Annotated in this window: 21 protein-coding genes, 1 tRNA gene and 1 pseudogene; 15 read left to right on the forward strand and 8 right to left on the reverse strand. The window is 68.7% G+C overall.

Annotated features, from left to right (window positions below; all coding sequences use genetic code 11):
* Positions 1-16: 16 nt before the first annotated feature.
* Positions 17-808, forward strand: coding sequence for a DUF1206 domain-containing protein (locus ND450_RS33400; RefSeq protein WP_253322313.1), 792 nt, complete (start codon positions 17-19; stop codon positions 806-808).
* On the opposite strand, the gene ND450_RS33405 is transcribed toward ND450_RS33400, so the two are convergent.
* Entirely contained in the window at positions 772-1218 is a 447-nt protein-coding gene (locus ND450_RS33405) for a hypothetical protein (protein ID WP_253322314.1), read from the reverse strand. The two genes, ND450_RS33400 and ND450_RS33405, sit on opposite strands and share 37 nt — an antisense overlap.
* Positions 1219-1390: 172 nt before the next feature.
* Here ND450_RS33405 and ND450_RS33410 point away from each other — a divergent pair.
* A pseudogene (locus ND450_RS33410) lies at positions 1391-2416 on the forward strand (Cmx/CmrA family chloramphenicol efflux MFS transporter); the annotation flags it as partial.
* Between the two features lie 71 nt (positions 2417-2487).
* Here ND450_RS33410 and ND450_RS33415 read toward each other — a convergent pair.
* Together ND450_RS33415 and ND450_RS33420 are read right to left on the reverse strand one after the other, a co-directional pair.
* Positions 2488-4323: an acyl-CoA dehydrogenase gene (locus tag ND450_RS33415; protein WP_089918528.1), complete on the reverse strand. Its 1836-nt coding sequence runs from the start codon at positions 4321-4323 to the stop codon at positions 2488-2490.
* Between the two features lie 151 nt (positions 4324-4474).
* Complete coding sequence (locus ND450_RS33420; RefSeq protein ID WP_253322316.1) at positions 4475-5509, reverse strand: NAD(P)/FAD-dependent oxidoreductase; 1035 nt, start codon at positions 5507-5509, stop codon at positions 4475-4477.
* An 81-nt stretch (positions 5510-5590) separates the two neighbouring features.
* Here ND450_RS33420 and ND450_RS33425 point away from each other — a divergent pair, with 81 nt between their 5' ends.
* Positions 5591-6166, forward strand: coding sequence for a TetR/AcrR family transcriptional regulator (locus ND450_RS33425; protein ID WP_253322317.1), 576 nt, complete (start codon positions 5591-5593; stop codon positions 6164-6166).
* A gap of 120 nt (positions 6167-6286) precedes the next feature.
* Here ND450_RS33425 and ND450_RS33430 read toward each other — a convergent pair whose 3' ends face one another.
* The gene (locus tag ND450_RS33430; protein ID WP_253322318.1) at positions 6287-6925 is read right to left on the reverse strand and encodes a response regulator transcription factor; all 639 of its coding nucleotides are present in this window, start codon (positions 6923-6925) and stop codon (positions 6287-6289) included.
* Between the two features lie 277 nt (positions 6926-7202).
* On the opposite strand from ND450_RS33430, the gene ND450_RS33435 reads away from it, so the two are divergent.
* Positions 7203-8711: a sodium:solute symporter family protein gene (locus ND450_RS33435; protein ID WP_253322319.1), complete on the forward strand. Its 1509-nt coding sequence runs from the start codon at positions 7203-7205 to the stop codon at positions 8709-8711.
* Here the strand turns inward: ND450_RS33435 and ND450_RS33440 are convergent.
* Positions 8671-9033 carry a hypothetical protein gene (locus tag ND450_RS33440; RefSeq protein WP_253322320.1) on the reverse strand — a complete coding sequence of 121 codons (363 nt, stop codon included), beginning with the start codon at positions 9031-9033 and terminating at the stop codon, positions 8671-8673. The genes ND450_RS33435 and ND450_RS33440 overlap by 41 nt on opposite strands.
* A 117-nt stretch (positions 9034-9150) precedes the next feature.
* Between ND450_RS33440 and ND450_RS33445 the strand changes: the two genes are divergently transcribed.
* Positions 9151-9567 carry a hypothetical protein gene (locus tag ND450_RS33445; protein ID WP_253322321.1) on the forward strand — a complete coding sequence of 139 codons (417 nt, stop codon included), beginning with the start codon at positions 9151-9153 and terminating at the stop codon, positions 9565-9567.
* 68 nt (positions 9568-9635) lie between these two features.
* On the opposite strand, the gene ND450_RS33450 is transcribed toward ND450_RS33445, so the two are convergent.
* A tRNA-Gly gene (locus ND450_RS33450) sits at positions 9636-9709 on the reverse strand.
* A gap of 73 nt (positions 9710-9782) precedes the next feature.
* Between ND450_RS33450 and dcd the strand changes: the two genes are divergently transcribed.
* The gene (gene dcd, locus ND450_RS33455) at positions 9783-10364 is read left to right on the forward strand and encodes a dCTP deaminase (RefSeq protein ID WP_089918540.1); all 582 of its coding nucleotides are present in this window, start codon (positions 9783-9785) and stop codon (positions 10362-10364) included.
* On the opposite strand, the gene ND450_RS33460 is transcribed toward dcd, so the two are convergent.
* Positions 10361-11341, reverse strand: a complete 981-nt coding sequence (locus tag ND450_RS33460) for a cation diffusion facilitator family transporter (RefSeq protein WP_253322322.1) — start codon at positions 11339-11341, stop codon at positions 10361-10363. The genes dcd and ND450_RS33460 overlap by 4 nt on opposite strands.
* 265 nt (positions 11342-11606) lie before the next feature.
* Between ND450_RS33460 and ND450_RS33465 the strand changes: the two genes are divergently transcribed.
* The 3 genes from ND450_RS33465 to ND450_RS33475 all read left to right on the forward strand — a co-directional run bounded on the left by ND450_RS33465 (position 11607) and on the right by ND450_RS33475 (position 14007).
* Entirely contained in the window at positions 11607-12158 is a 552-nt protein-coding gene (locus ND450_RS33465) for a MarR family winged helix-turn-helix transcriptional regulator (RefSeq protein WP_253322323.1), read from the forward strand.
* Positions 12159-12319: 161 nt separating this feature from the next.
* A complete protein-coding gene (locus tag ND450_RS33470; protein WP_253322324.1) occupies positions 12320-13594 on the forward strand; it encodes a hypothetical protein in 1275 nt (424 codons plus the stop codon).
* A 32-nt stretch (positions 13595-13626) separates the two neighbouring features.
* Positions 13627-14007 (forward strand): phage holin family protein, encoded by a 381-nt coding sequence (locus ND450_RS33475; RefSeq protein ID WP_253322325.1) that lies wholly within the window; start codon positions 13627-13629, stop codon positions 14005-14007.
* 61 nt (positions 14008-14068) lie between these two features.
* Here ND450_RS33475 and ND450_RS33480 read toward each other — a convergent pair whose 3' ends face one another.
* The gene (locus ND450_RS33480; RefSeq protein ID WP_253322326.1) at positions 14069-16330 is read right to left on the reverse strand and encodes a (Fe-S)-binding protein; all 2262 of its coding nucleotides are present in this window, start codon (positions 16328-16330) and stop codon (positions 14069-14071) included.
* Between the two features lie 144 nt (positions 16331-16474).
* Between ND450_RS33480 and ND450_RS33485 the strand changes: the two genes are divergently transcribed.
* The 6 genes from ND450_RS33485 to grpE all read left to right on the forward strand — a co-directional run bounded on the left by ND450_RS33485 (position 16475) and on the right by grpE (position 21540).
* On the forward strand, positions 16475-16798 hold the full coding sequence (locus ND450_RS33485) for a multidrug efflux SMR transporter (protein ID WP_089918551.1): 324 nt from the start codon (positions 16475-16477) through the stop codon (positions 16796-16798).
* 8 nt (positions 16799-16806) lie between these two features.
* Positions 16807-17382, forward strand: coding sequence for a TetR/AcrR family transcriptional regulator (locus tag ND450_RS33490; RefSeq protein ID WP_253322327.1), 576 nt, complete (start codon positions 16807-16809; stop codon positions 17380-17382).
* A 4-nt stretch (positions 17383-17386) separates the two neighbouring features.
* Positions 17387-17941: a hypothetical protein gene (locus ND450_RS33495; RefSeq protein ID WP_253322328.1), complete on the forward strand. Its 555-nt coding sequence runs from the start codon at positions 17387-17389 to the stop codon at positions 17939-17941.
* A gap of 77 nt (positions 17942-18018) precedes the next feature.
* Positions 18019-18861 (forward strand): DUF4097 family beta strand repeat-containing protein, encoded by an 843-nt coding sequence (locus ND450_RS33500; RefSeq protein ID WP_253322329.1) that lies wholly within the window; start codon positions 18019-18021, stop codon positions 18859-18861.
* Positions 18862-19042: 181 nt separating this feature from the next.
* The gene (gene dnaK / locus ND450_RS33505) at positions 19043-20911 is read left to right on the forward strand and encodes a molecular chaperone DnaK (protein WP_253322330.1); all 1869 of its coding nucleotides are present in this window, start codon (positions 19043-19045) and stop codon (positions 20909-20911) included.
* Positions 20908-21540: a nucleotide exchange factor GrpE gene (gene grpE, locus ND450_RS33510; RefSeq protein ID WP_089918561.1), complete on the forward strand. Its 633-nt coding sequence runs from the start codon at positions 20908-20910 to the stop codon at positions 21538-21540. Before dnaK ends, grpE begins: the two co-directional genes overlap by 4 nt.
* Positions 21541-21586: the final 46 nt, after the last annotated feature.

Here is a 21586-nt window from a genome sequence, read left to right on the forward strand (position 1 = left end):
GGGTATTCACCCGTTCGTGGCCACTGTTGCGCAAGAGGCGCGAAGACACCCCGTCGTCCAGACGCTGGGGCGCGCGGGAATGGTGTTGTACGGGGTCGTGCACGTCCTGGTGGCGTGGCTTGCGATCCAGGTCGCGTTCGGCGACTCCGAACAGGCCGACTCGAAGGGCGCGGTGAGCGACATCGCTCAGGGCGGCCCGTGGTTGCTCTGGCTGCTCGGCATCGGGCTCGTGTTCTTCGCCCTGTGGCAGCTGCTGCTCGCCTTCGTCGGGTACACCTACATCGGCAAGAAGCGGAAGCGCATCTCCAAGCGGATCGGTTCCGCGGCTCGTGCCGTCACGGCGACCGGTATCGCACTGGGTGCCTTCAAGTACGCGACGGGCTCCGGCAGCGGCGGGGACCAGAACCAGCAGCAGCAGGAACTCACCGCGCAGGTGCTCTCCTGGCCCGGCGGTCAGTTCATCGTCGGCGCGGTCGCGATCGGCATCCTCGCCATCGCCGGCGTGATCATCTACAAGGGCATCAAGAAGTCCTTCGAGAAGGACCTCGACATGGGCAAGGCCCCGAAGTGGATCGAGCCCGTCGGCAGGATCGGCTGGATCGGCAAGGGCAGCGCGTACGGCGTGATCGGCGTTCTCGTCGGGCTCGCCGCGATCAACGCCGACCCCGGGCAGTCCGGCGGCATGGACAAGGCCCTGAAGACGTTGGCAGCACAGCCTTACGGCATGTTCCTGCTGTCCGCCGTGGCGATCGGCATCGCCGCGTTCGGCGTCTACTGCTTCGCGGCGGCGCGCGCACTCAAGGAGTGATGGCGGTCCGCGGCCTCCTGGGCCTCGAGCGTCATCGACGACAGGACCTGCCCCGGCGCGATGTAGAAGACGTTGGGGCTGCTGACGTCCGGCCCCCAGCCGGGGCCGCCGCGCAGCAGCAGGAGGTCGCCGGGACTCGGGTTCATCCCCTCGAACCACGAGTCCTGGGCGACCCCGGTCCGCTGCCACACGATCGCGGCCTTGGCGCCGCTGCCCGCCCGTTGGTACACCTGCGCGACGTTCGCGAGCTCGGCCTCCGGCGACGCCTCGCGCAGCTCGTCCATGTGCTGCCGGTATGCGGACCACAGCGCGTCCTGGCGCACCCGCCGGTTCTTCAGGCGTCGTAGAACGATCGTCGCGAGCGCCACGACGCCCACGACCGCGCACAGAATCAGCAGGTACAGGAACACCCGGCAATCTTTGATTCCGAACGAGGGCCTGTCAACCGACAACGAAATCAAGCTGCGTCGTGGGACTCGGTCACGCTACCGTGCCGGGCATGTCGAGTCCTGAGGCATCCAGGGTCGGGTCTGCGGTCTAGCCGTCAGCCCCGAAAACCCCTGATGCCTCCGGAGTTCCTCCGTGCCCTTTTCGCTGTACCTGCTCGCCCTGGCCGTGTTCGCCATGGGCACCTCCGAGTTCATGCTCGCCGGACTGCTGCCGTCCATCGCTGCCGCGTTCGAAGTCCCGGTGGCCACCGCCGGTCTGCTCACCTCCGCGTTCGCGGCCGGCATGGCCGTCGGCGCACCTCTGATGGCGGTGCTCGCCCGCAGGTGGCCGCCCCGCCGCAGCCTGTTCGGGTTCGTGCTCGTCTTCCTGGCGGCCCACGTCGCCGGCGCTCTCACGACGAGCTTCGCCGTGCTGCTCGCGTCCCGTGTGGTCGCCGCACTCGCCAACGCCGGATTCCTAGCCGTGGCACTGACGACGGCCGTCGCGCTCGTTCCACCGGGACGGCGTGGGCGGGCGCTCGCCGTGCTGTTGTCCGGCACGACGGTCGCCACCATCGCCGGTGTGCCGGGCGGGTCGTTGCTCGGCACCGCCTTCGGGTGGCGCGCGACGTTTCTCGCGGTCGCCGTGCTCTGCGTGCCGGCGGCGATCGGTGTCCTGAAAGGAATTCCGGCTCGGCGTGAGCACGTCTTGATGCCCGCGTTGCGCCCGGAGTTCGCCGAGCTCCTCCAGCCGCGGCTGGTGCTGGTCGTCGTGCTCGCCGTGGCCGTGAACGCGGTGACGTTCGGCCGCTTCACGTTCCTCGCCCCGGCGGTGACGAACACGGGCCTGAGCGAGTGGTGGGTGCCGGTCGCACTCGTGTTGTTCGGCGTCGGCTCGTTCGCCGGTGTCACCGCCGGCGGAAGGCTGGCCGACTCGTCACCGCTGCCGGTCGTCGCGTTCGGCGGACCGCTGGCCGTGGCCGGCTGGCTGTGCCTCGACGTGCTGGGCCGGGAGCCGATCCCGTTGCTGGCACTGGTGTTCGTGCTCGGCGCGGTGTCGTTCGCGGTCGGCAGCACCTTGATCGCGCGCGTGCTGCACCACGCGGCGGGGGCGCCCACGATGGCGGGCTCCTACGCGACGGCGGCGTTCAACGTCGGTGCCGCGATCGGTCCGCTGTTGTTCTGACGCAACGAAAAACGGGCCCGTGCACCTCGGGCAGGAGGTGCACGGACCCGTCGTCCTGAGGCGTTCTAGAAAACGCTCTCGTCGATGTCCATGAGCGCGTTGTCCGTGGACTCCGCGATCTTGCGGCGCGAGGTGAGCTCCGGCAGCACGTTCTTCGCGAAGAACGACGCCACCGCGATCTTGCCCTCGTAGAACGCCTTGTCCTTGGCGGACGGGGTGCCGTCGAGCTTCTGCAGCGCGACCTCGGCCTGGCGCAGCAGCAGCCAGCCGACGAGGACGTCACCCGCGGTCATCAGCAGGCGGACCGAGTTCTGGCCGATCTTGTACATGTTCCTGACGTCCTCCTGCGAGCTCGTCAGGAAGCCGACTAGCGCGCCGAGCATGCCCTGCAGGTCCTCGAGACCCTGCTTGAGCAGCGCCCGCTCCTCCTTCAGGCGGCCGTTGCCACCCTCGTTGTCGAGGAACGACTGGATCTCGCCGTTGATGAACGCGAGCGCCTGGCCCTTGTCGCGGATGATCTTCCGGAAGAAGAAGTCCAGCGACTGGATGGCCGTGGTGCCCTCGTACAGCGAGTCGATCTTCGCGTCGCGGATGTACTGCTCGATCGGGTACTCCTGCAGGAAGCCCGAGCCGCCCAGCGTCTGCAGCGACTGCGCCAGCTGCTCGTACGCGCGCTCCGAGCCGACGCCCTTGACGATCGGCAGCAGCAGGTCGTTGACCTGGGCCGCGAGCTTGGCGTCGTCGCCGCCGAGCAGCACCTTGTCCTGGAACGTCGCGGTGTACAGGTACACGGCGCGCAGGCCCTCGGCGTACGCCTTCTGCAGCATCAGGCTGCGGCGGACGTCCGGGTGGTTGGTGATGGTGACGCGCGGGGCGGTCTTGTCCGTCATGCGCGTCAGGTCGGCGCTCTGCACGCGCTCCTTGGCGTAGGACAGCGCGTTCAGGTAGCCGGTCGACAGCGTCGCGATGGCCTTGGTGCCGACCATCATGCGGGCGTACTCGATGACGTCGAACATCTGCGCGATGCCGTCGTGCACCTCGCCCAGCAGCCAGCCCTTGGCGGGCACGCCGTGCTGGCCGAAGGTCAGCTCGCACGTGGTGGACGCCTTGAGGCCCATCTTGTGCTCGACGTTGGTCACGAAGGCGCCGTTGCGCTCGCCCAGGTCACCGGACTCCGGGTCGAAGTGGAACTTCGGCACCAGGAAGAGCGACAGGCCCTTCGTGCCGGGCTTCGCCTCGATGCCTTCGCCCTCGGGACGCGCGAGCACCATGTGCATGATGTTCTCGGTCAGGTCCTGGTCGGCGGACGTGATGAAGCGCTTCACGCCCTCGATGTGCCAGGAGCCGTCGTCCTGCTTGATCGCCTTGGTGCGACCGGCGCCGACGTCCGAACCGGCGTCCGGCTCGGTCAGCACCATCGTGGCGCCCCAGCCGCGGTCGATCATGAGCTGCGCCCAGTGCTTGTCGCGCTCGGTGCCGTTGTTGTGCACGACCGTCGCGAAGCTCGGGCCCGCGAGGTACATGTAGACGGCGGGGTTCGCGCCGAGCAGCAGCTCGGACGCGGCCCACATGACGGACCGGGGGGTGCCGAAGCCGCCCAGCTCCTCCGGCAGGAACAGGCGGTACCACTCGCCGTTCCACACCGCCTGGTACGACTTCTTCAGCGACTCCGGCAGGGTCGCCGTGTGCGTCGCCGGGTCGAACACCGGCGGGTTGCGGTCGGCGTCGGCGAAGGAGTCGCCGAGGACGCCCTCCGCGAGGTTCTTGATCTCGGCCAGCACGCTGCGCGCGGTGTCCTCGTCGGACTGCTCGAACGGCCCCGTGCCGAGGTGGTCCTGCACGTTGAAGACCTCGAACAGGTTGAACTCGAGGTCCCGGACGTTGCTCTTGTAGTGGCCCATCTCGTCAGCTCACTCCTCAGGGTCGCGGCGGGGTCGCCTACTGACCGGTAACAACAGAGTATTACTCGACAGTAACCCCGGCAAGGCCGACCACCCACTGGTGGCGAATCAGACAGTCCTCCGAGTGACCTGAATCGGGCATGAGAGCCGGTCAGACGCGTATGGGCCGCTCACCGACCATCTCGAGCAGCGCCGGATTCGTGCGCTCGGCGAAGCTGACGCCCCGCGGCACCATGACCGATTCGTAGGTCGGCACCCCGTCTCGGACACCGTGCTCCGCGATCGCGAGGGCGAGCTCGGCCGCGTCCTGCATGGCGAGGTTCGCGCCGACGCCCAGCGGGGGCTGCAGGTGCGCGGCGTCACCGAGCAGTGTGAGACCGGGTGTGTGCTCCCACGTGTGGGGCACCGGCAGCGAGTACAGGGGCCGGTGGATCAGCTCGCCCTCGAGGAACGCCCGCAGTGAGGGGTGCCAGCCGGCGAACAGGTCCAGCAGCTCGGCGTTGGAGGGCCTCCAATCCTCGTCCGCGCGCAGACAGGCGTACGCACGCACGTGGTCCCCGCTGTTGCGCTGTGCCCACAGCATCAGGCCCTCGTCGTCGGCGACCATCGTGCCCTGGCCGGTGAGGGCGAGCAGCGCCTCGTCACCGTCGTGCCTGGTCTCGACGAACAGCACGCCGGTGTACCGCGGCACCGCGGGCGACAGGGCGGGGCGCACCTGGGACCATGCCCCGTCCGCGCCGATGACCAGGTCGAACGCCTCCGTGGAGCCGTCGAGGAACGTGACCTCGCCCGGCCGCGCCGACCCGACGCCCCGCCCCCACCGCACGGTTCCCGGCGCGAGCGAGCCGAGGAGGAGGTCGCGGAGCTGGCCGCGGTCGATCTCGGGCCGGAAGTCGCCCTCCGGCGGCTGGTGCTCGACCAACTCGGCGGTGGCGTGGTCGACCTTGCGCTGCTCCTGCCCCTCGAACCGGGCGAGCGCGCGCCACTCGTCGAAGAGCCCGGCGGCGCGGACGGCCTCCTGGCCGCTGTCGGCGTGCAGGTCGATGGTGCCGCCCTGCTGGCGGGCCTCCGGCGAGCTCTCGCGCTCGAAGACGGCAACGTCCTCGAAGCCGTGCAGCTGGAGGACGCGGGCGCAGGTCAGGCCGCCGATGCCGGCCCCGGCGATGGCGATGCGTGGCGAAGTCATGTCCCCAGCAAAGCGCATCGACTCAAAAAGTGCAACCACTACACTTTTGAACTGAATCAACCTTGGTGGTACAGTCGCCCGGTGACCGAGCTCGGCCGCCGCGAGCGGAAGAAGCTGCAGACCCGCCAGTCGATCGCCGAGGCGGCACTGCGCCTGTTCCTCGACCGCGGTTTCGACGACGTGGGCGTGAAGGAGATCGCCGACACGGCGGACGTGTCCGTCACGACGCTGTTCAAGCACTTCCCGAGCAAGGAGGCGCTGCTCTTCGACGAGGACGAGGAGCAGGAGTCGGCGCTGGTGCAGGTCGTGCGCAACCGCGAGGGCAGGTCGATCCCGATGGCGCTGCGCGACCACTTCGTCCAGGCGGCGGAGGGCCACGCCGGCCACCCGCAGTTCGAGGTCTTCCAGCGCCTCGTGCTGGAGACCCCGGCTCTGCGCGAGTACGGCCACCGCATGTGGACGCGCCACCAGGACGCACTGGCCAGAGCCATCGCGGAGGAGACGGGCGCGCCACCGGACGACGTCAGGTGCGCCGCGCTGGCCAGGTTCGCGCTGGACGCGAGGGACGTGATCTTCGACCGTCCGGACCGCGCACGGGCGGCAGACGAGGTGTTCGGCCTGCTCGAGCACGGCTGGGCGGGTGATCGGCAGCGCTGACCGGGCGGTCGGGCTCAGTCGGGCCTGGTTGGGCACCGATGGTCAGCCCTTCGGCGCTCCACCCGTCAGCACCCTGCACGCCAGCACCCTGCGCCACCCGTCTACCGCGACCTCACCCCTCTACTCCGGCATCGCCGCCCGCCCGATCAGCAACCCGGACCGGTAGGCGAGCGAGACCGCGTGCGTCCGGTCGCGAGCACTGAGCTTGCGCAAGATCCCCTTCACGTGGGTGCGCACCGTCTCGACGGACAACACCAGCTCGTCGGCGACCTGCTGGTTCTCCAGGCCGTCCGCGATGAGCGTCAGCACCTCGTGCTCACGCTTGGTCAGCGTTGGCCGTTCACCCGCCCTCAGGTCGGGGTGCACATACGCACGTGAACGGCAGGTTTCAGCTATCACCCGCACGATCTGCTCCGGCTGGGCGCTGCGCGGCACGACACCGCGGACCCCCGCCTCCAGCGCGGTCGTGACGTGGTTCACGTGCGAGTGCGCGCCGCGGACCAGTCCGATGACGAGCAGGGCCGGGTCGCGCTCGACCAGCAGGCGGGTCAGGTGGCCGACCGGGTCGAGCAGGGAGTCGATGAGCAGCACGTCGGGACGCAGTCGTTCGTGCAGGCGAACGGCGGCGCCCACGTCGCCGGTCGACCCCAGCCAGCGCAGGCCGGGAGTCCTCCTGACCAGGGCGGACAGGCCTTCGCGGTAGAGCGGCACGGGATCGATCAGCGCGACGCCGGGAGCAGGCCGGCTTGGCGGGAGCATCAGCACCTCCTTCGTGCATCCGGAGGGGTGACGCCGTTACCCCGATCGCGTGACGCGAAAAAAGGCCGGGAAGAGGACCGGAAATGACAACGGCCCATTCAGGTTCGCATGTATGAACAAGGGTCACGAATGTGATTCAAGACCGGCGAAACCCTTCCGCCGCGGGGCAACAGTCTCGTAAGACCTACGTCACATATCCCGTGCGGATGTGCCAGGTTCCGCCGCCATGAGGCCTGGTGCTCTCGCGGGCACACGTGTGTGCACGCAAGGAGGTCACATGGGCACCCTCGATTGGATCGTGGTTGTCGGCTATTTCTTCGTGATGGTCGCGATCGGGCTCTGGTCGCGTGGGCGGGTCCAGAACATCGCCGACTTCTTCACGGCCGGCGGCAAGATGCCGTGGTGGTTGTCCGGCATCTCGCACCACATGTCGGGCTACAGCGCGGTCATGTTCGTGGCGTTCGCCTCCGAGGCGTACCGGCTCGGGCTCACCGTCTACGTGTGGTGGTCGCTGACGATCGGCGTCGGCGTCGGCATCGGCGCGTTCCTGTTCGCGCCGCGGTGGAACCGGTTGCGCTCGAAGCACGACGTCAAGTCGCCGCTCGAGTACCTGGCCAAGCGCTACAACCTGCCCACCCAGCAGGTCATGGCCTACGCGGGCGCACTGCTCAAGGTCGTCGACATCGCCGCGAAGTGGGCGGCGGTCTCGATCCTGCTCCGCGGCTTCGCGGGTGTCCCGATCACCTGGGGCATCATCATCATCGGCCTGGTCACGATGGTCTACTCCGTGCTCGGCGGCCTGTGGGCCGACGCGCTCACCGACTTCGGCCAGTTCATCATCCAGGCGGCAGCGGGCTTCGCGATGTTCTTCGCCGTCGCCGGCACCCTCGGCTGGAGCTTCCCCGTGACGATCTGGGACAAGCTCCCGGAGAGCCACAGCGACCCGCTGGCGGGCCCGTACACGTCGACGTTCCTCATGGCGCTCTTCCTGATCAAGACGCTCGAGTACAACGGCGGCATGTGGAACCTGGCGCAGCGCTACATGGCCGCGCCGTCCGGCTTCGCGGCCAAGCGGTCCGCGCTGCTCTCGTCGGCGTTGTGGCTGGTGTGGCCGCTCGTGCTGTTCTTCCCGATGTGGGCGGCGCCGCTGATCGTGCCGGGCCTCGAAGGCGCACAGGCGGAGAACGCCTACATCGAGATGGGCAAGCAGATGCTGCCCGCGGGCATGATCGGCCTGGTCCTGGCGGGCTTCTTCTCGCACACCATGGCCATGGTGTCGTCGGACGCGAACGTCATCGCCGCCGTGATCAACCGCGACATGCTGCCCCACCTGTGGAAGAAGGTGAAGACGTTCTCCGCGGACAACCAGCTGAAGCTGGCCCGCATCACGACGTTCACCTTCATCGGCGTCAGCATGATCATCGCCATCGCCTCGGGAGGCCAGGGCTTCGTGCTCAAGGTGGTGGTCGACCTGGTCGCCGCCACGATGGGCCCGATCGCGATCCCGCTGATGCTCGGCCTGCTCCCGTGGTTCCGCAGGATCGGCTCCACGGCGGCCATCGCGTCGGTCGTCGGCGGCCTCGGCATGTGGGCGTTCCTCTACATCGAGCAGCTGAACAAGGCCGCGTGGGTCACCAAGGGCGTGCTCGTCTCGTGGCCGCTGCTGCTCTCGCTGGTGCTCTACCTGGCGATCGGCTTCCTCAAGAAGGAGCCGTCCACCGAGCGCGACGCACTGCTCGACTCGCTCAGCTCCGACGAGCCGGACCAGGAGAAGGTGAAGGCGTAAGCCTTTCGTTCCGCATGATCCTCGCGGCGGCGCACCCGAACAGGGTCGCCGCCGCGAGCCACACGTAGGGCATCGGCGTGCCCGTGTAGGTGGTGGCCGTGCCCGCCAGCACCACCGTCGCCCCCAGGACCAGTCCGGTCGTGTGCGTCACCGGGAACTCGCTCTTCAGCACGGTGACGACCGCGACCGGCACCAACAGGAACCCGTAGGCGAGCACGCGCGTCAGCAGGTTGGCGTGATCGGTGACCTCGTACTTCAGCGCGGGCATCGCGAGCACCGTCAACACCACGCCCACGGCGAGCCCGATCACAAGACTCTTCACGCTCTGTCCTTGCCAGGAACGCGTCATGCGCTACAGGACGCACATGTGGCGCATCGGTTGTCGTGGCGTGCGTCATCGTCACGAGACACTTGTAGCTTGCCCATGCACAGTGAATGCATGGGCAAGTGGTCTCCCTCAGACGACGCGGAACTCGCTACCGGCTGGCGACTCTGGCTGGAACTCAGCGACCGCGTGTGGCCGGACCCCTCCTGGGACGGCACACCGGCCGACGCCATCCGCCAGGTGCGCGCGCTCCTCGCCGTGTGCGAGGAAATCCGCACCGCCTACCTCGCCGAGACCGCACGCCCGTCCGTCGCCCTGCTGCAACTGCTGCAGTCCATGTCCTTCGTGGCCTCGTTCGCCGTCGACCTGTGGCACGACGACACACACCCCCTCGACGTCGAACGCGCCGAACTCCTGCACGGCGACCTCGCGTCGTTCGCGGACCACGTGGCCGGTGTGCGCGCCGCACTCGCTCAAGGCGGCGGCTGGGTGGAGTTGGACCGCCGCCCGTGGGGTCTGCCGGTCGACTAGTCAGCCTGCCGACCCCTGCCCGCCTCGCCGCTGAAACGACGAAGGCCCTCACGAGGAGGGCCTTCGAGTGGAGCGGGTGACGGGAATCGAACCCGCCTCTACAGCTTGGGAAGCTGTCGTTCTACCAATGAACTACACCCGCATGAGCAAGCTCGTCGTCGATCATACACAGGCGTGCAACGTGACCCGCGCGCATCTTCGGTTAGCCTGTCCGGGTGCTGCTGAGTGACCAGGATCTGCGCAAAGAGGTCGAGTCCGGCCGTCTCGTCCTCGACCCCTTCGACGTCGAGATGCTCCAGCCGTCGAGCATCGACGTGCGGCTCGACCGGTTCTTCCGGGTCTTCAACAACACGAAGTACACGCACATCGACCCCGCGCAGCAGCAGGACGACCTGACGAGCCTGATCGAGACGCCGGCGGACGAGCAGTTCGTGCTGCACCCCGGCGAGTTCGTGCTCGGGTCCACCTACGAGATGGTGACGCTGCCGGACGACCTGGCGGGGCGGCTCGAGGGCAAGTCCAGCCTCGGGCGGCTCGGGTTGCTGACGCACTCCACGGCGGGCTTCATCGACCCCGGCTTCTCCGGCCACATCACGCTGGAGCTGTCGAACGTCGCGAACCTGCCCATCACGCTGCACCCCGGCATGAAGATCGGGCAGCTCTGCCTGTTCAAGCTGTCGAGCCCGGCGGAGCACCCCTACGGTTCGTCGCAGGCCGGCAGCCGGTACCAGGGGCAGCGCGGGCCCACGCCGAGCCGCGCGTACCTCAACTTCCACCGCACGGACACGCGCCGCTAGCTCAGGTCGCCGTAGCGTTCCAGCACTCGGCGGCGCAGTTCCGGGTCGGTGCGCGGGACGGGTTCGAGGAAGATCTCGTCGAGGTCGGGGAACTCCGTGCGCAGCTCCGCTGAGATGCGCACGCAGGCGTTCTCCAGCTGGTGCGCGGTGAGGGCGTCGTCGAAGTCGAGGCGGGCGCACAGCAGCACGCGGTCGGTGCCGATGAGCATCGTCAGGACGTCCACGACGGCGTCCACCTCGGGCACCTCGCCGAGCCGGCGCCAGATCGCCTTCACCAGCACCGGGTCCGCCTGCCGTCCGATGAGCAGGCCGCGGTTGGTGCGGGCCAGCACGTAGGCGACCACCGCCAGCAGCAGGCCGATCGCCAGCGACGCGAGGCCGTCCCACACCGAGGAGCCGGTCAGCTGGTGCAGACCGAGGCCCGCGAACGCCAGCAGCAGGCCGACCAGGGCGGCGGAGTCCTCCAGGAAGACCGTCTTCACGGTCGGGTCGTCGGAGACCCGCAGGAAGTCCCAGAACCCGCGGCCGTGCGCCTTGGACTCGGAGCGGACCTGCCGGAACGCCTGCGTCCACGAGACTGATTCCAGCGCGAACGCGAGGCCCAGCACGATGTAGCCGACGAGCGGGCGGGTCTGTTCCTCCGGGTGGCCGAAGACCGTGCGGAAGCCTTCGTAGAACGCGAACACCGCGCCCGAGGCGAAGATCGAGACCGCGGCCAGCAGCGACCAGAAGTAGCGCTCCTTGCCGTAGCCGAACGGGTGGCGGCGGTCGGCGGGGCGGTCCGAGCGGCGCAGGGCGGTCAGCAGCAACGCCTCGGTGAACGTGTCGGCGACCGAGTGCGCGGCTTCGGAGAGGATCGCGGCTGAACCGGTCAAAACGCCCGCAATGGCTTTCATGACCGCAATCGCCAGATTCACCAGCAGGGCCAGGACGACGGTGAGGTTGCTTTCGCCTGAGCCCTGCGGTTTCTCGCTCATGACGATCAGCCTAGGACGCTGGACGTGCGTGCACCTGTTGTGGCGATCGGAAAACGAAAGGTGGCCGGAGTCGTGTTGCGTCCGTCTGGTCGTTACTGCATTCGAGTGACATTCGGCGGCCGGGGCAACATCCGCCGGGTCTGGGGTGTCTTAAGGCTGGGATCCGCACCGGGGGGACGCTGATCACCAGGGGGTAAGACGGAACGGCCCGCGTCCGGGAGAGACGCGGGCCGTTCCGCATGTGGGGCGCAACTACCATCGTGAGATGGGCGAACGGGGTGCGGACGACACCGATGCCGAGGTCGAGTCGTGGCGGGCCGCGGTTCCGGAGATCGATCCGGTGGTCGAGGGCGTGGTCGACCGGGTGCACCAGATCAGCAAGTACCTCGACTTCCTGGCGACGGAGATCGCCGCGCCGCACGGGCTCAACCGCGCCGACTACGAGATCCTCGCCCGCCTCTTCTGGATCGGGCCGCCGCACCGGCTCACGCCCAAGCAGCTCGCGAACGGCACGCTGAGCCCGGCCACCACGATCACGAGCCGGCTCGACCGGCTGGAGAAGGCGGGGCTAGTGGTCCGCGAGCTCGACCCGAGCGACCGCCGGTCGCTGCCCGCCACGCTGACCGACGCCGGCCGCGAGATCTTCCTGCGGATCGTCGCGGGCCAGGCGGAACGGGAGCGCGACCTCTTCACCGCGCTGCCCGGCGCCGACCTCGAGAACCTCCGCGACCTGCTGCGTCAGGTGATGGAGGTGCTGTCCGGCGAACTGGGGCCCGCGCACCGCCGCACGCGGCTCGCACTCGACGCCGAGGAGTAATTGCTACGATCTCGTACTATCCGATATCGTGCTAATGAGCGCGAGAGGGAGGGGTGCGAGATGGGTGGCTACCCGCTGTCGGAATGAGTGGCCCGGATCACGCAACGCCGGACCCCCGGTGCCCGATGTCCTAAATGGAGCAATCGAACACTGGGGGATCAGTGAAGAAGTTCTTCGCCGTCGCGATGACGGCTGCCTTCGTCCTGCCTTCGGCGGCCGTGTCCGCCGCCGCGCAGGGCGAGACGATCACCGTCGAGGGTCTGTTCTACATCGACCGGAACGGCGACAACGCCTTCACCGCCGGGGAGAACGTCCGAGCCGGCGGGCCGGGCGTCCAGATCCGGGTCCAGGGCACCAACGAGCTGGTCGGCACCTTCCCGACCGGTCCGGACGGCCGCTACCGCGCCGTGCTGCCCAAGGGCCCGAAGTACGTCACCAGCAGCCTGGAGAAGGACTACTCCAGCACCAGGCTCGGACACGACGCGTCCGAGTCCAGGACCGACGCCGACTACCCGCTGCGCGGCTACTTCCTCAACGGCGTGACCTTCGTCGACACCAACGGCGACGGTGTGAAGCAGGCCGAGGAGAAGACCCACGGCGGCAAGGTGAAGGTGACCGGCCAGGTCCACTCCGGCGCGCAGTTCAGCGGCGAGGCCCAGGCCGGCCCGGACGGCGCCTACCAGCTCGACCTCCCGTTCGGTGCCCTCACGCTCACCGCGCCGGACCTCACGAAGGACGGCCTGGCGCTCGCGAAGCCGAGGACGGCCGCGGACGTCGACTGGGTCTCGGGCACGACCGCCCTCGTCGGCGCCGACAACCGCGAGGTCCGGGCCGACGTGCGGTACGTCGAGGCCAGGGCCGACATCGCGCTGGCCGCGTCCGTCGTGCCCGCCAAGGACTCCTACGTCCTCGGCGAGCAGGTCGACGTCAAGCTGACGCTCGCGAACAAGGGCAACGTGCCGGTCGTCCCGTCCGTGGTCATGGCCGAGTTCGTCGCGAAGCTGGTGTCGCACAGCGACAACATCAAGCTGATCAACGGCCAGGACGACGAGTTCGAGACCGTCGCGAAGATCCTGCCGGGCGAGCAGGCGGACGTCGTGCTCAAGGTCGAGTTGAACGACCTCACGTTCGACAAGGTGCAGCCGATCGTGCGCTTCAACTTCGGCAACCTGCAGGACGTCGACCGCAAGAACAACATCCTGCTGCCGCCGATCGCGGTCAAGGTCGTCGAGAAGGGCACCACCGCTCCGACGACGTCGGCCTCGCCGTCGCAGAGCGCCGCGCCGACCACGACCGCTCCGGCCGTGGCCAAGGCGGGCAACGGGTCCGGCCTCGCGTCCACGGGCGCGTCGGTGTTCGGTCCCCTGGCGCTGGGCGCGGTGCTGCTGGCGGTCGGTGCCTCGGCGTTCCTCGTGGCGCGCCGCCGCCGGTCCTGACCACTTAGGACCCGCCACGGCTAGGCTGCGGCATGGGCATCTTGGTGCAAGTGCTGCTGACCGCCGTGGCGGTCTGGGTGTCGACCGCCCTCCCCGGCATCGACCTGGGCGAGGGCTCCACCGGCTCGAGGATCCTCACGCTGATCGGTGTCGCCGTGATCTTCGGCCTGGTCAACGCGATCGTGAAGCCGCTGGTGAAGTTCTTCGGCTGCCTGTTCTACCTGCTCACGCTCGGCCTGATCGGGCTCGTCGTGAACGCGCTGCTGTTCATGCTCACCGGGTGGCTGGCCGAGCAGCTCGACCTGCCGTTCCGCGTCGACGGCTTCTGGCCCGCGTTCTGGGGCGCGATCATCGTCGCCCTGACCGGCTGGGTGCTGAACGTGGTCTACGACAAGATCACCGACAACGACTAGTCGTACCAACGGGAAAGGCCCTCGGTCCACAACGGACCGAGGGCCTTTTCGCTTGCTGCGGCTACGCCTTCGCCTTGTCCTCGTCCGGCAGCGGCGTGCCGGTCGGGACCTCGTCGGTCGGCGTGTCCTTCTTCTCCGTGCCGCGGCGGACGGACTCCAGCAGCATCTGCGCCACGTCCACCACCTCGACGTGCGCACCTGCCTGGCCGTCGGACTGCCGCGCGGTCACGCCGTCGGTCAGCATCACGCGGCAGAACGGGCAGCCGGTCGCGATCTTCGACGGTGCGGTGCCCAGCGCCTCGTCCACGCGGTCGAGGTTGATGCGCTTGCCGATCCGCTCCTCCATCCACATGCGGGCGCCACCGGCACCACAGCACATGGAGCGCTCTTCGTGCCGCGGCATCTCGCGCAGCTTCGCGCCGGACGCCCCGATCAGCTCACGCGGTGCCTCGTAGACCTTGTTGTGGCGGCCCAGGTAGCACGGGTCGTGGTACGTGACGTCCTCGGTGACCGGCGCGACCGGCACCAGGCGGCGTTCGCGCACCAGCTTGTTGAGCAGCTGCGTGTGGTGCACGACCTCGTACGTGCCGCCGACCGACGGGTACTCGTTGGCCAGCGTGTTGAAGCAGTGCGCACACGTCACGACGATCTTGCGCTGACCGGCGGGCCGGTCCTCGAACACCGAGTTGAGCACCTCGACGTTCTGCTGCGCGAGCATCTGGAACAGGAACTCGTTGCCGGCGCGGCGGGCCGGGTCACCGGTGCAGGTCTCCTCCGGGCCGAGCACGGTGTACTTGACGTCCGCGGTGTGCAGCAGCTCGGCGACGGCGCGCGTGGTCTTCTTCGCGCGGTCCTCGAACGCACCGGCGCAGCCGACCCAGAACAGGTACTCCGCGTCGCCCAGCTCGCCGTCGAACACCGGCACCTCGAAGTCGAGGCCCTCGGTCCACGCCAGGCGGTCCTTGGCGTTCTGGCCCCACGGGTTGCCCTTGTTCTCCAGGTTCTTGAACATCCCGCCGAGCTCGGTCGGGAAGTTCGACTCGATCAGCACCTGGTAGCGGCGCATGTCGACGATGTGGTCGACGTGCTCGATGTCGACCGGGCACTGCTCGACGCACGCGCCGCAGGTCGTGCACGACCACAGCACCTCGGGGTCGATGACGCCCAGCTCGTCCGGGCCGCCGACCAGCGGGCGCTCGGACTCGGCCATCGCCAGCACGTCGATGGACTCGAGGCGCTTCTTGTAGTCCTCGTACTTGTCCTCGGTCAGGCCGACCTCGTCACCGGCCATGTCGCGCGAGCCGCCGGCCAGCAGGTACGGCGCCTTGGCGTAGGCGTGGTCGCGCAGCTGCGTGATCACCAGCTTGGGCGACAACGGCTTGCCGGTGTTCCAGGCGGGGCACTGCGACTGGCAGCGGCCGCACTCGGTGCAGGTGGAGAAGTCGAGCCAGCCCTTCCAGCTGAAGTCCTCGACCTTGCCGACGCCGAACACGTCCTTGTCCGGGTCGGCCTCTTCGAGGTCGAGGACCTTGCCGCCGGACATCATCGGCTTCAGCGCACCCAGGGCGACGCCGCCGTCGTCCTCGCGCTTGAAGTAGATGTTGAAGAACGCCGAGAAGCGGTGCCAGGCGACGCCCATCGTGAGGTTCCGGCCGACGACGACCAGCCAGATCATGCCGCTCAGCAGCTTGACCAGCGCCATCACCGACACCCAGATCGGTGCGGCGGGCAGGATCTGCGCGAGCGGCTGCGTGACGAACGACGTCCACAGCGGCGCGGACTCGAGACCGCTCGACTGCTTGAACGCCTTCACCATCAGGATGCCGATGCCCTCGATGATGACGACGGCCTCGACGAAGTACGCGGACTTGAAGTCGGAGCCCTGGAAGCGGGAGACCCTGTCGGCGCGCCGCGGGTGGTTGCGCTGGCGGATGACCGCCAGGGCCACACCGCCGACGACGGTGCCGAGGCCCAGCAGCTCGACCAGCAGCAGCCAGACCGACCAGGTGCCGATGATCGGCCAGTGGAAGTGCGGGTCGAACACCTCGCCGTACGCCTCGAACAGCACCGCGGAGCCGATGAGGAAGCCCCACATCACCATCCAGTGCCAGGGGGCGACCGAGCGGAACTTCGCCATTCTGGTGTGCGCGACGAACTCGACGATCATCGTCTTCATGCGCGGCACGAACGGCCCGAAGCGGGTGCCGTCCGGCTGGCCGAGCCGGATGATCTTGATCTGCTTCAGCACCCCGGCGACGAACACGCCCCAGGCGACGACGCTCACCGCCACGGCGACGAGTCCGAGAACCAGCTGGAGGGTCATGGCGGGAGTCTAGGCCACGTTACTGATCAGTAACCACTTGGACGTGGCCGGTGTCTCGTCACGTACCGGTCAAGTAGCCAGAAGTTGATCAAAAACTTATGGAACACTTGTTCAGGTAGTTGGTCTGAGACCCCGGAGGTCGCCGTGCTGTACCTGTACCTCGCTGCGGCGATCGTGGGAGAGATCGCCGCCACCGTGTCGTTGAAACTGTCCGAGGGCTTCAGCAGGCTCTGGCCGTCCGTGGTGGTCGTCGTCGGCTACGCCATCGCCTTCACCGCACTTTCGCGCGCGTTGAAGTTGGGTATGCCCGTGGGTGTCGCGTACGCCGTATGGTCTGCCATCGGTGTCGCTGCCGTCGCCGTCATCGGCTGGAAGTTCCTCGGCGAAACGCTCAACCCCACGATGGTCGTCGGGCTGGCCCTGATCATCGGAGGCGTGGTGACGCTCGAACTCGGGAGGACGCACTGACCGCGGTAGTGGAGTTCCAGAAGGTCGACGGCCGCAAGGCGCGCGGCGAGAAGAAGCGGCGCGCCATCGTCGAGGCCACCCTGCGGGTGATCGAACGCGACGGCGTCACCGGCGTGACCCACCGCAGCGTCGCCCGTGAGGCCGGCGTGCCGACAACGGCGCCCACCTACTACTACGCGACGCTCGACGACCTGCTGATCGCCACGCTGCTGTGGTCCGCCGAGGAACTGTGCGACGAGATGCTGCACGTCGTCGCGACCGGCAGCGCGCGGGAGATCGCCCAGTGCCTCGCACGGGCCGTCGACGAGCACCGCGGCCGCACGCTCGCCGAGTACGAGCTGTACCTGCTGGCGGGCCGCCGTCCCGAGCTCAAGCCCGCCGCGCGCCGGTGGCTCGACCTGGTCGCGGAGCTCGCGAGGCCCGCCGACCCCACCGGGTTCCGGGCGTTCCTCGCGGCGATCGACGGGCTGCTCATCCAGGGGCTGATCGCCGACGTCGCCCCGAACGAGGCCGAGCTGGAGCCAATCGTGTCCTTCTTGATCCGCGGTCGCGACGAACTCACGGCCGCCCCGCGGGAAGAATGAGGCCATGAAGTTCGCGCGAGAGGTGTCCGGCATCAGCCACGGGGTGAGCCTGGGGCTGCTCGCCGCGCTGTACGTGCGCGACTCGCTGGCGTTGTCGGTCGACGTCGAACCGCACGTGCCGGGCCTGGAGCCGTCGCTGCCGGTGCAGGTGCCGCTCGGCACCGACCGCGCCGCCGTGACCGCCGAGTGGCCGGGCTGGTGGGCGGACGCGCTGGACGCGTGCACGCGCGGCGCCGAACCCCCGGCCCCCGAGGACGCCACGGCGTTGCTGACCAGGCCCGCCAGCCGGGCCGCCGTGCTCGCGCTGAAGCCCGGCATCGAGCAGCTGCACCGCGTGCAGAGCCCTGCCGCGCTGCCGATCGGCGACGTGCTGCGCGGCATCGAGTCGCGCATCGGCCGGTGGGCGCAGAGCGTGGAGCTGCACATCGCCGAGGTGCCGGTCGACGGCCTGCTGTGGGAACGCATCGCGCCCGCGCACGTGCTGGCGTCGACCCGCTTCCTGAACGACCCGGCCCGCACGGCCCCCGCGTTGCGCGCGGTGCTGGAGGAACTGGCCTGAGGGTAGGGAGAACCCCACCCCTGCTCCGGGGGCGTGCAGCCGTGTCGCCGAGCCCCGCCGCCTCTACTTTTGAGGTCATGATGAGGACGGCGCTGGTGGCGTTGGTTGCGGGGGCGGTGCTCATGGTGTCGACCGGCTGTGGCATCCGCATCGTGAAGTACGAGTTCTCCGACGACCACGTGGTCGCGGAGAAGTTCACGTCGGTCAAGGTCCGCAGCGACGACGACGCCGGCGACGTGACGATCCGGTACCAGCAGGGGCTGACCGAGGCGAAGATCCACCGCCGGGTCGAGCACACGAAGAACACCAAGCCGTCGGGCGTCGCGCACCGGGTCGAGGGCGACACGCTGGTGCTCGACGGGTGCGGCCGGGACTGCGAGATCAACTACGAGGTCCTGGTCCCGGACGAGAAGATCACCGTGCAGGGCTCGACGGGGTCCGGCGACGGCATCTTCGACGGCGTGGCCGGGGTCGACTACCGGACGGGGTCCGGCAACCTCAAGATCCAGGACGTCCGGGGGGACGTCCGGGTCAGCTCGGGATCGGGCGACGTCGACGCCGCGGGGGTCGGCGGGAGCCTGATCGTGGAGGTCTCCTCGGGCAACATCACGCTCGACGCGATCAAGGGCAAGGCGACGCTCCTCACCCACTCCGGTGACATCAACGGCACCGCGATGGAGAACGACGTCACGGCCGACGCCTCCTCGGGCAACATCGCCCTGACGCTGCTCTCGGAGCGGCCGGTGCGGGCGAACTCCGGATCCGGCGACATCCTCCTGCGGGTGCCGGGCGGTCCGTTCAAGGTCCTCGGGCAGTCGGGCAGCGGTGACCGGCGGATCAACGTGCCGACCGATCCGTCGGGGAAGACCGAGCTGCGGCTCGACACCGGGTCGGGGGACGTCCGGGTCGTGGGCATCTAGACCAGGGGATTGTGTCGAGGGCCACTCCACAAGGGGTGGCCCTCGGTGCGTTCTGAGGGAACAACGGGACCTTCCCGGCCGTTGAGCCAGTCAGAAAGCTTGAGTCGGGTAGGCTCAAGTTTGGGTGAGATGGCAAACTTGAGCCAGCAACGCTCAACAAGTACTAGCGGAAGGAACTCCAATGGCGCGTGCAGTCGGCATCGACTTGGGGACGACCAACTCCGTCGTCGCCGTTCTCGAGGGCGGTGAGCCGACGGTCATCGCCAACTCGGAGGGCTCGAGGACGACCCCGTCCATCGTCGCGTTCGCCAAGAACGGCGAGGTCCTCGTGGGTCAGCCCGCGAAGAACCAGGCCGTCACCAACGTCGACCGCACGATCCGCTCGGTCAAGCGCCACGTCGGCACGACCTGGCAGACCGACGAGATCGACGGCAAGAAGTACACCTCGCAGGAGATCAGCGCGCGTGTGCTGATGAAGCTCAAGCGCGACGCCGAGGCGTACCTGGGCGAAGAGATCACCGACGCGGTCATCACCGTCCCCGCCTACTTCGAGGACGCGCAGCGCCAGGCCACCAAGGAGGCCGGCCAGATCGCGGGTCTCAACGTGCTCCGCATCGTCAACGAGCCGACCTCCGCCGCTCTGGCGTACGGCCTCGACAAGGGCGAGAAGGAGCAGACCATCCTGGTCTTCGACCTCGGTGGCGGCACGTTCGACGTCTCGCTGCTCGAGCTCGGCGACGGCGTGGTCGAGGTCCGCGCGACCTCCGGTGACAACCACCTCGGTGGCGACGACTGGGACCAGCGCGTCGTCGACTGGCTGGTCGAGCGCTTCAAGCAGGCCAACGGCATCGACCTGACCAAGGACAAGATGGCCCTGCAGCGGATCCGCGAGGCCGCTGAGAAGGCCAAGATCGAGCTGTCCAGCTCGTCGCAGGCGTCGATCAACCTGCCGTACATCACGGTCGACGCGGACAAGAACCCGCTGTTCCTCGACGAGACGCTGTCGCGCGCCGAGTTCCAGCGCATCACGTCCGACCTGCTCGAGCGCACCCGCGCGCCGTTCAACAACGTGATCAAGGACGCCGGCGTCTCCGTCGGCGACATCGACCACGTCGTGCTCGTCGGTGGCTCGACCCGCATGCCCGCCGTCGCGGAGCTCGTCAAGGAGCTGACCGGCGGCCGCGAGCCCAACAAGGGCGTGAACCCGGACGAGGTCGTCGCCGTCGGCGCCGCCCTGCAGGCCGGTGTCCTCAAGGGCGAGGTCAAGGACGTCCTGCTGCTCGACGTCACCCCGCTGTCCCTCGGCATCGAGACCAAGGGCGGCATCATGACCAAGCTGATCGAGCGCAACACCACGATCCCGACGAAGCGCTCCGAGACCTTCACGACGGCCGACGACAACCAGCCGTCCGTGCAGATCCAGGTCTTCCAGGGCGAGCGCGAGATCGCGGCCCACAACAAGAAGCTCGGCATGTTCGAGCTGACCGGCCTGCCGCCCGCCCCGCGTGGCGTGCCGCAGATCGAGGTCACCTTCGACATCGACGCGAACGGCATCGTCCACGTGTCGGCGAAGGACCTGGGCACCGGCAAGGAGCAGTCGATGACGATCACCGGTGGCTCCGCGCTGCCGAAGGACGACATCGACCGCATGGTGAAGGACGCCGAGGCCCACGCGGAGGAGGACAAGCGCCGCCGCGAGGAGGCCGAGGTCCGCAACCAGGCCGAGACGCTCGTCTACCAGACGGAGAAGGTCGTCAAGGAGAACGACGACAAGCTCCCGGCCGAGATCAAGGACAAGGTCAACGCCGCGATCACCGAGGCGAACGAGGCGCTCAAGGGCACCGACATCGCCGCCATCAAGGCCGCGGTGGAGAAGCTCGCGACCGAGTCGCAGGCCATCGGCCAGGCGATCTACGCCAACGCCCCCGGTGCCGCCGGCGCCGAGGCCCCCGGTGCTGAGGCTCCGGGTGCCGCGGGTGCGGGTGCCGGTGCGAAGAAGGACGACGACGTCGTCGACGCCGAGATCGTGGACGAGGACGAGAAGAAGTGACCGAACCGAGGCATGCCGCCCCTGACGAGGAGCAGCCTCAGGTCGTCGTGAACGACCGGCGCCGGATCGACCCCGAAACGGGCGAGGTCCGGCCGCCGGCCCACGCGGCACCCGAGGAAGGCGCTGCTCCGGTTTCCGAAGAGCCCCTGGTCGCCGAGGTCGTGGACGAGGTGGCCGCCGAGCTGAAGACCCAGCTCGACGAGCGCACCGCCGACCTGCAGCGGCTCACCGCCGAGTACGCGAACTACCGCAAGCGGGTGGAACGCGACCGCGAAGCGGTGATCACCAACGCGAAGGCGTCCGTCGCCTCCGAGCTCCTCTCGGTGCTGGACGACATCGAGCGGGCCGCCGCCCACGGCGACCTGACCGGTGCGTTCAAGGCGGTCGCGGACAAGCTCGTCTCCACGTTGCAGAAGTCGGGCCTGGAGCCGTTCGCGCACGAGGGCGAGGCGTTCGACCCGTCGGTGCACGAGGCCGTGCAGCACAGCACGTCCCCGGACGTCGACGGACCGACCGTGACCGCCGTCCTGCGCCGCGGCTACACGTTCGGCGAGAAGCTCGTCCGGCCCGCGCTCGTCGCGGTGACCGACCACGAGCCCGCCGCAGCAGCCCCGGCCGAAGACGCCTAGTGCCACGACCGGCAACCGCCGCCGCGTCTTCCGGCGCCCAGCAGGG

It is taken from the genome of Lentzea sp. HUAS12, from assembly GCF_024125735.1.
Taxonomy (GTDB): domain Bacteria; phylum Actinomycetota; class Actinomycetes; order Mycobacteriales; family Pseudonocardiaceae; genus Lentzea; species Lentzea albida.

Bases quoted from the DNA above. Each gene is read 5' to 3' on its own strand.
- ND450_RS33415 (WP_089918528.1), bottom strand. From the start codon at position 4,323: ATGGGCCACTACAAGAGCAACGTCCGGGACCTCGAGTTCAACCTGTTC.
- ND450_RS33420 (WP_253322316.1), bottom strand. From the start codon at position 5,509: ATGACTTCGCCACGCATCGCCATCGCCGGGGCCGGCATCGGCGGCCTG.
- ND450_RS33430 (WP_253322318.1), bottom strand. From the start codon at position 6,925: ATGCTCCCGCCAAGCCGGCCTGCTCCCGGCGTCGCGCTGATCGATCCC.
- ND450_RS33435 (WP_253322319.1), top strand. From the start codon at position 7,203: ATGGGCACCCTCGATTGGATCGTGGTTGTCGGCTATTTCTTCGTGATG.
- ND450_RS33445 (WP_253322321.1), top strand. From the start codon at position 9,151: ATGGGCAAGTGGTCTCCCTCAGACGACGCGGAACTCGCTACCGGCTGG.
- ND450_RS33460 (WP_253322322.1), bottom strand. From the start codon at position 11,341: ATGAGCGAGAAACCGCAGGGCTCAGGCGAAAGCAACCTCACCGTCGTC.
- ND450_RS33465 (WP_253322323.1), top strand. From the start codon at position 11,607: ATGGGCGAACGGGGTGCGGACGACACCGATGCCGAGGTCGAGTCGTGG.
- ND450_RS33475 (WP_253322325.1), top strand. From the start codon at position 13,627: ATGGGCATCTTGGTGCAAGTGCTGCTGACCGCCGTGGCGGTCTGGGTG.
- ND450_RS33480 (WP_253322326.1), bottom strand. From the start codon at position 16,330: ATGACCCTCCAGCTGGTTCTCGGACTCGTCGCCGTGGCGGTGAGCGTC.
- ND450_RS33495 (WP_253322328.1), top strand. From the start codon at position 17,387: ATGAAGTTCGCGCGAGAGGTGTCCGGCATCAGCCACGGGGTGAGCCTG.
- ND450_RS33500 (WP_253322329.1), top strand. From the start codon at position 18,019: ATGATGAGGACGGCGCTGGTGGCGTTGGTTGCGGGGGCGGTGCTCATG.
- dnaK (WP_253322330.1), top strand. From the start codon at position 19,043: ATGGCGCGTGCAGTCGGCATCGACTTGGGGACGACCAACTCCGTCGTC.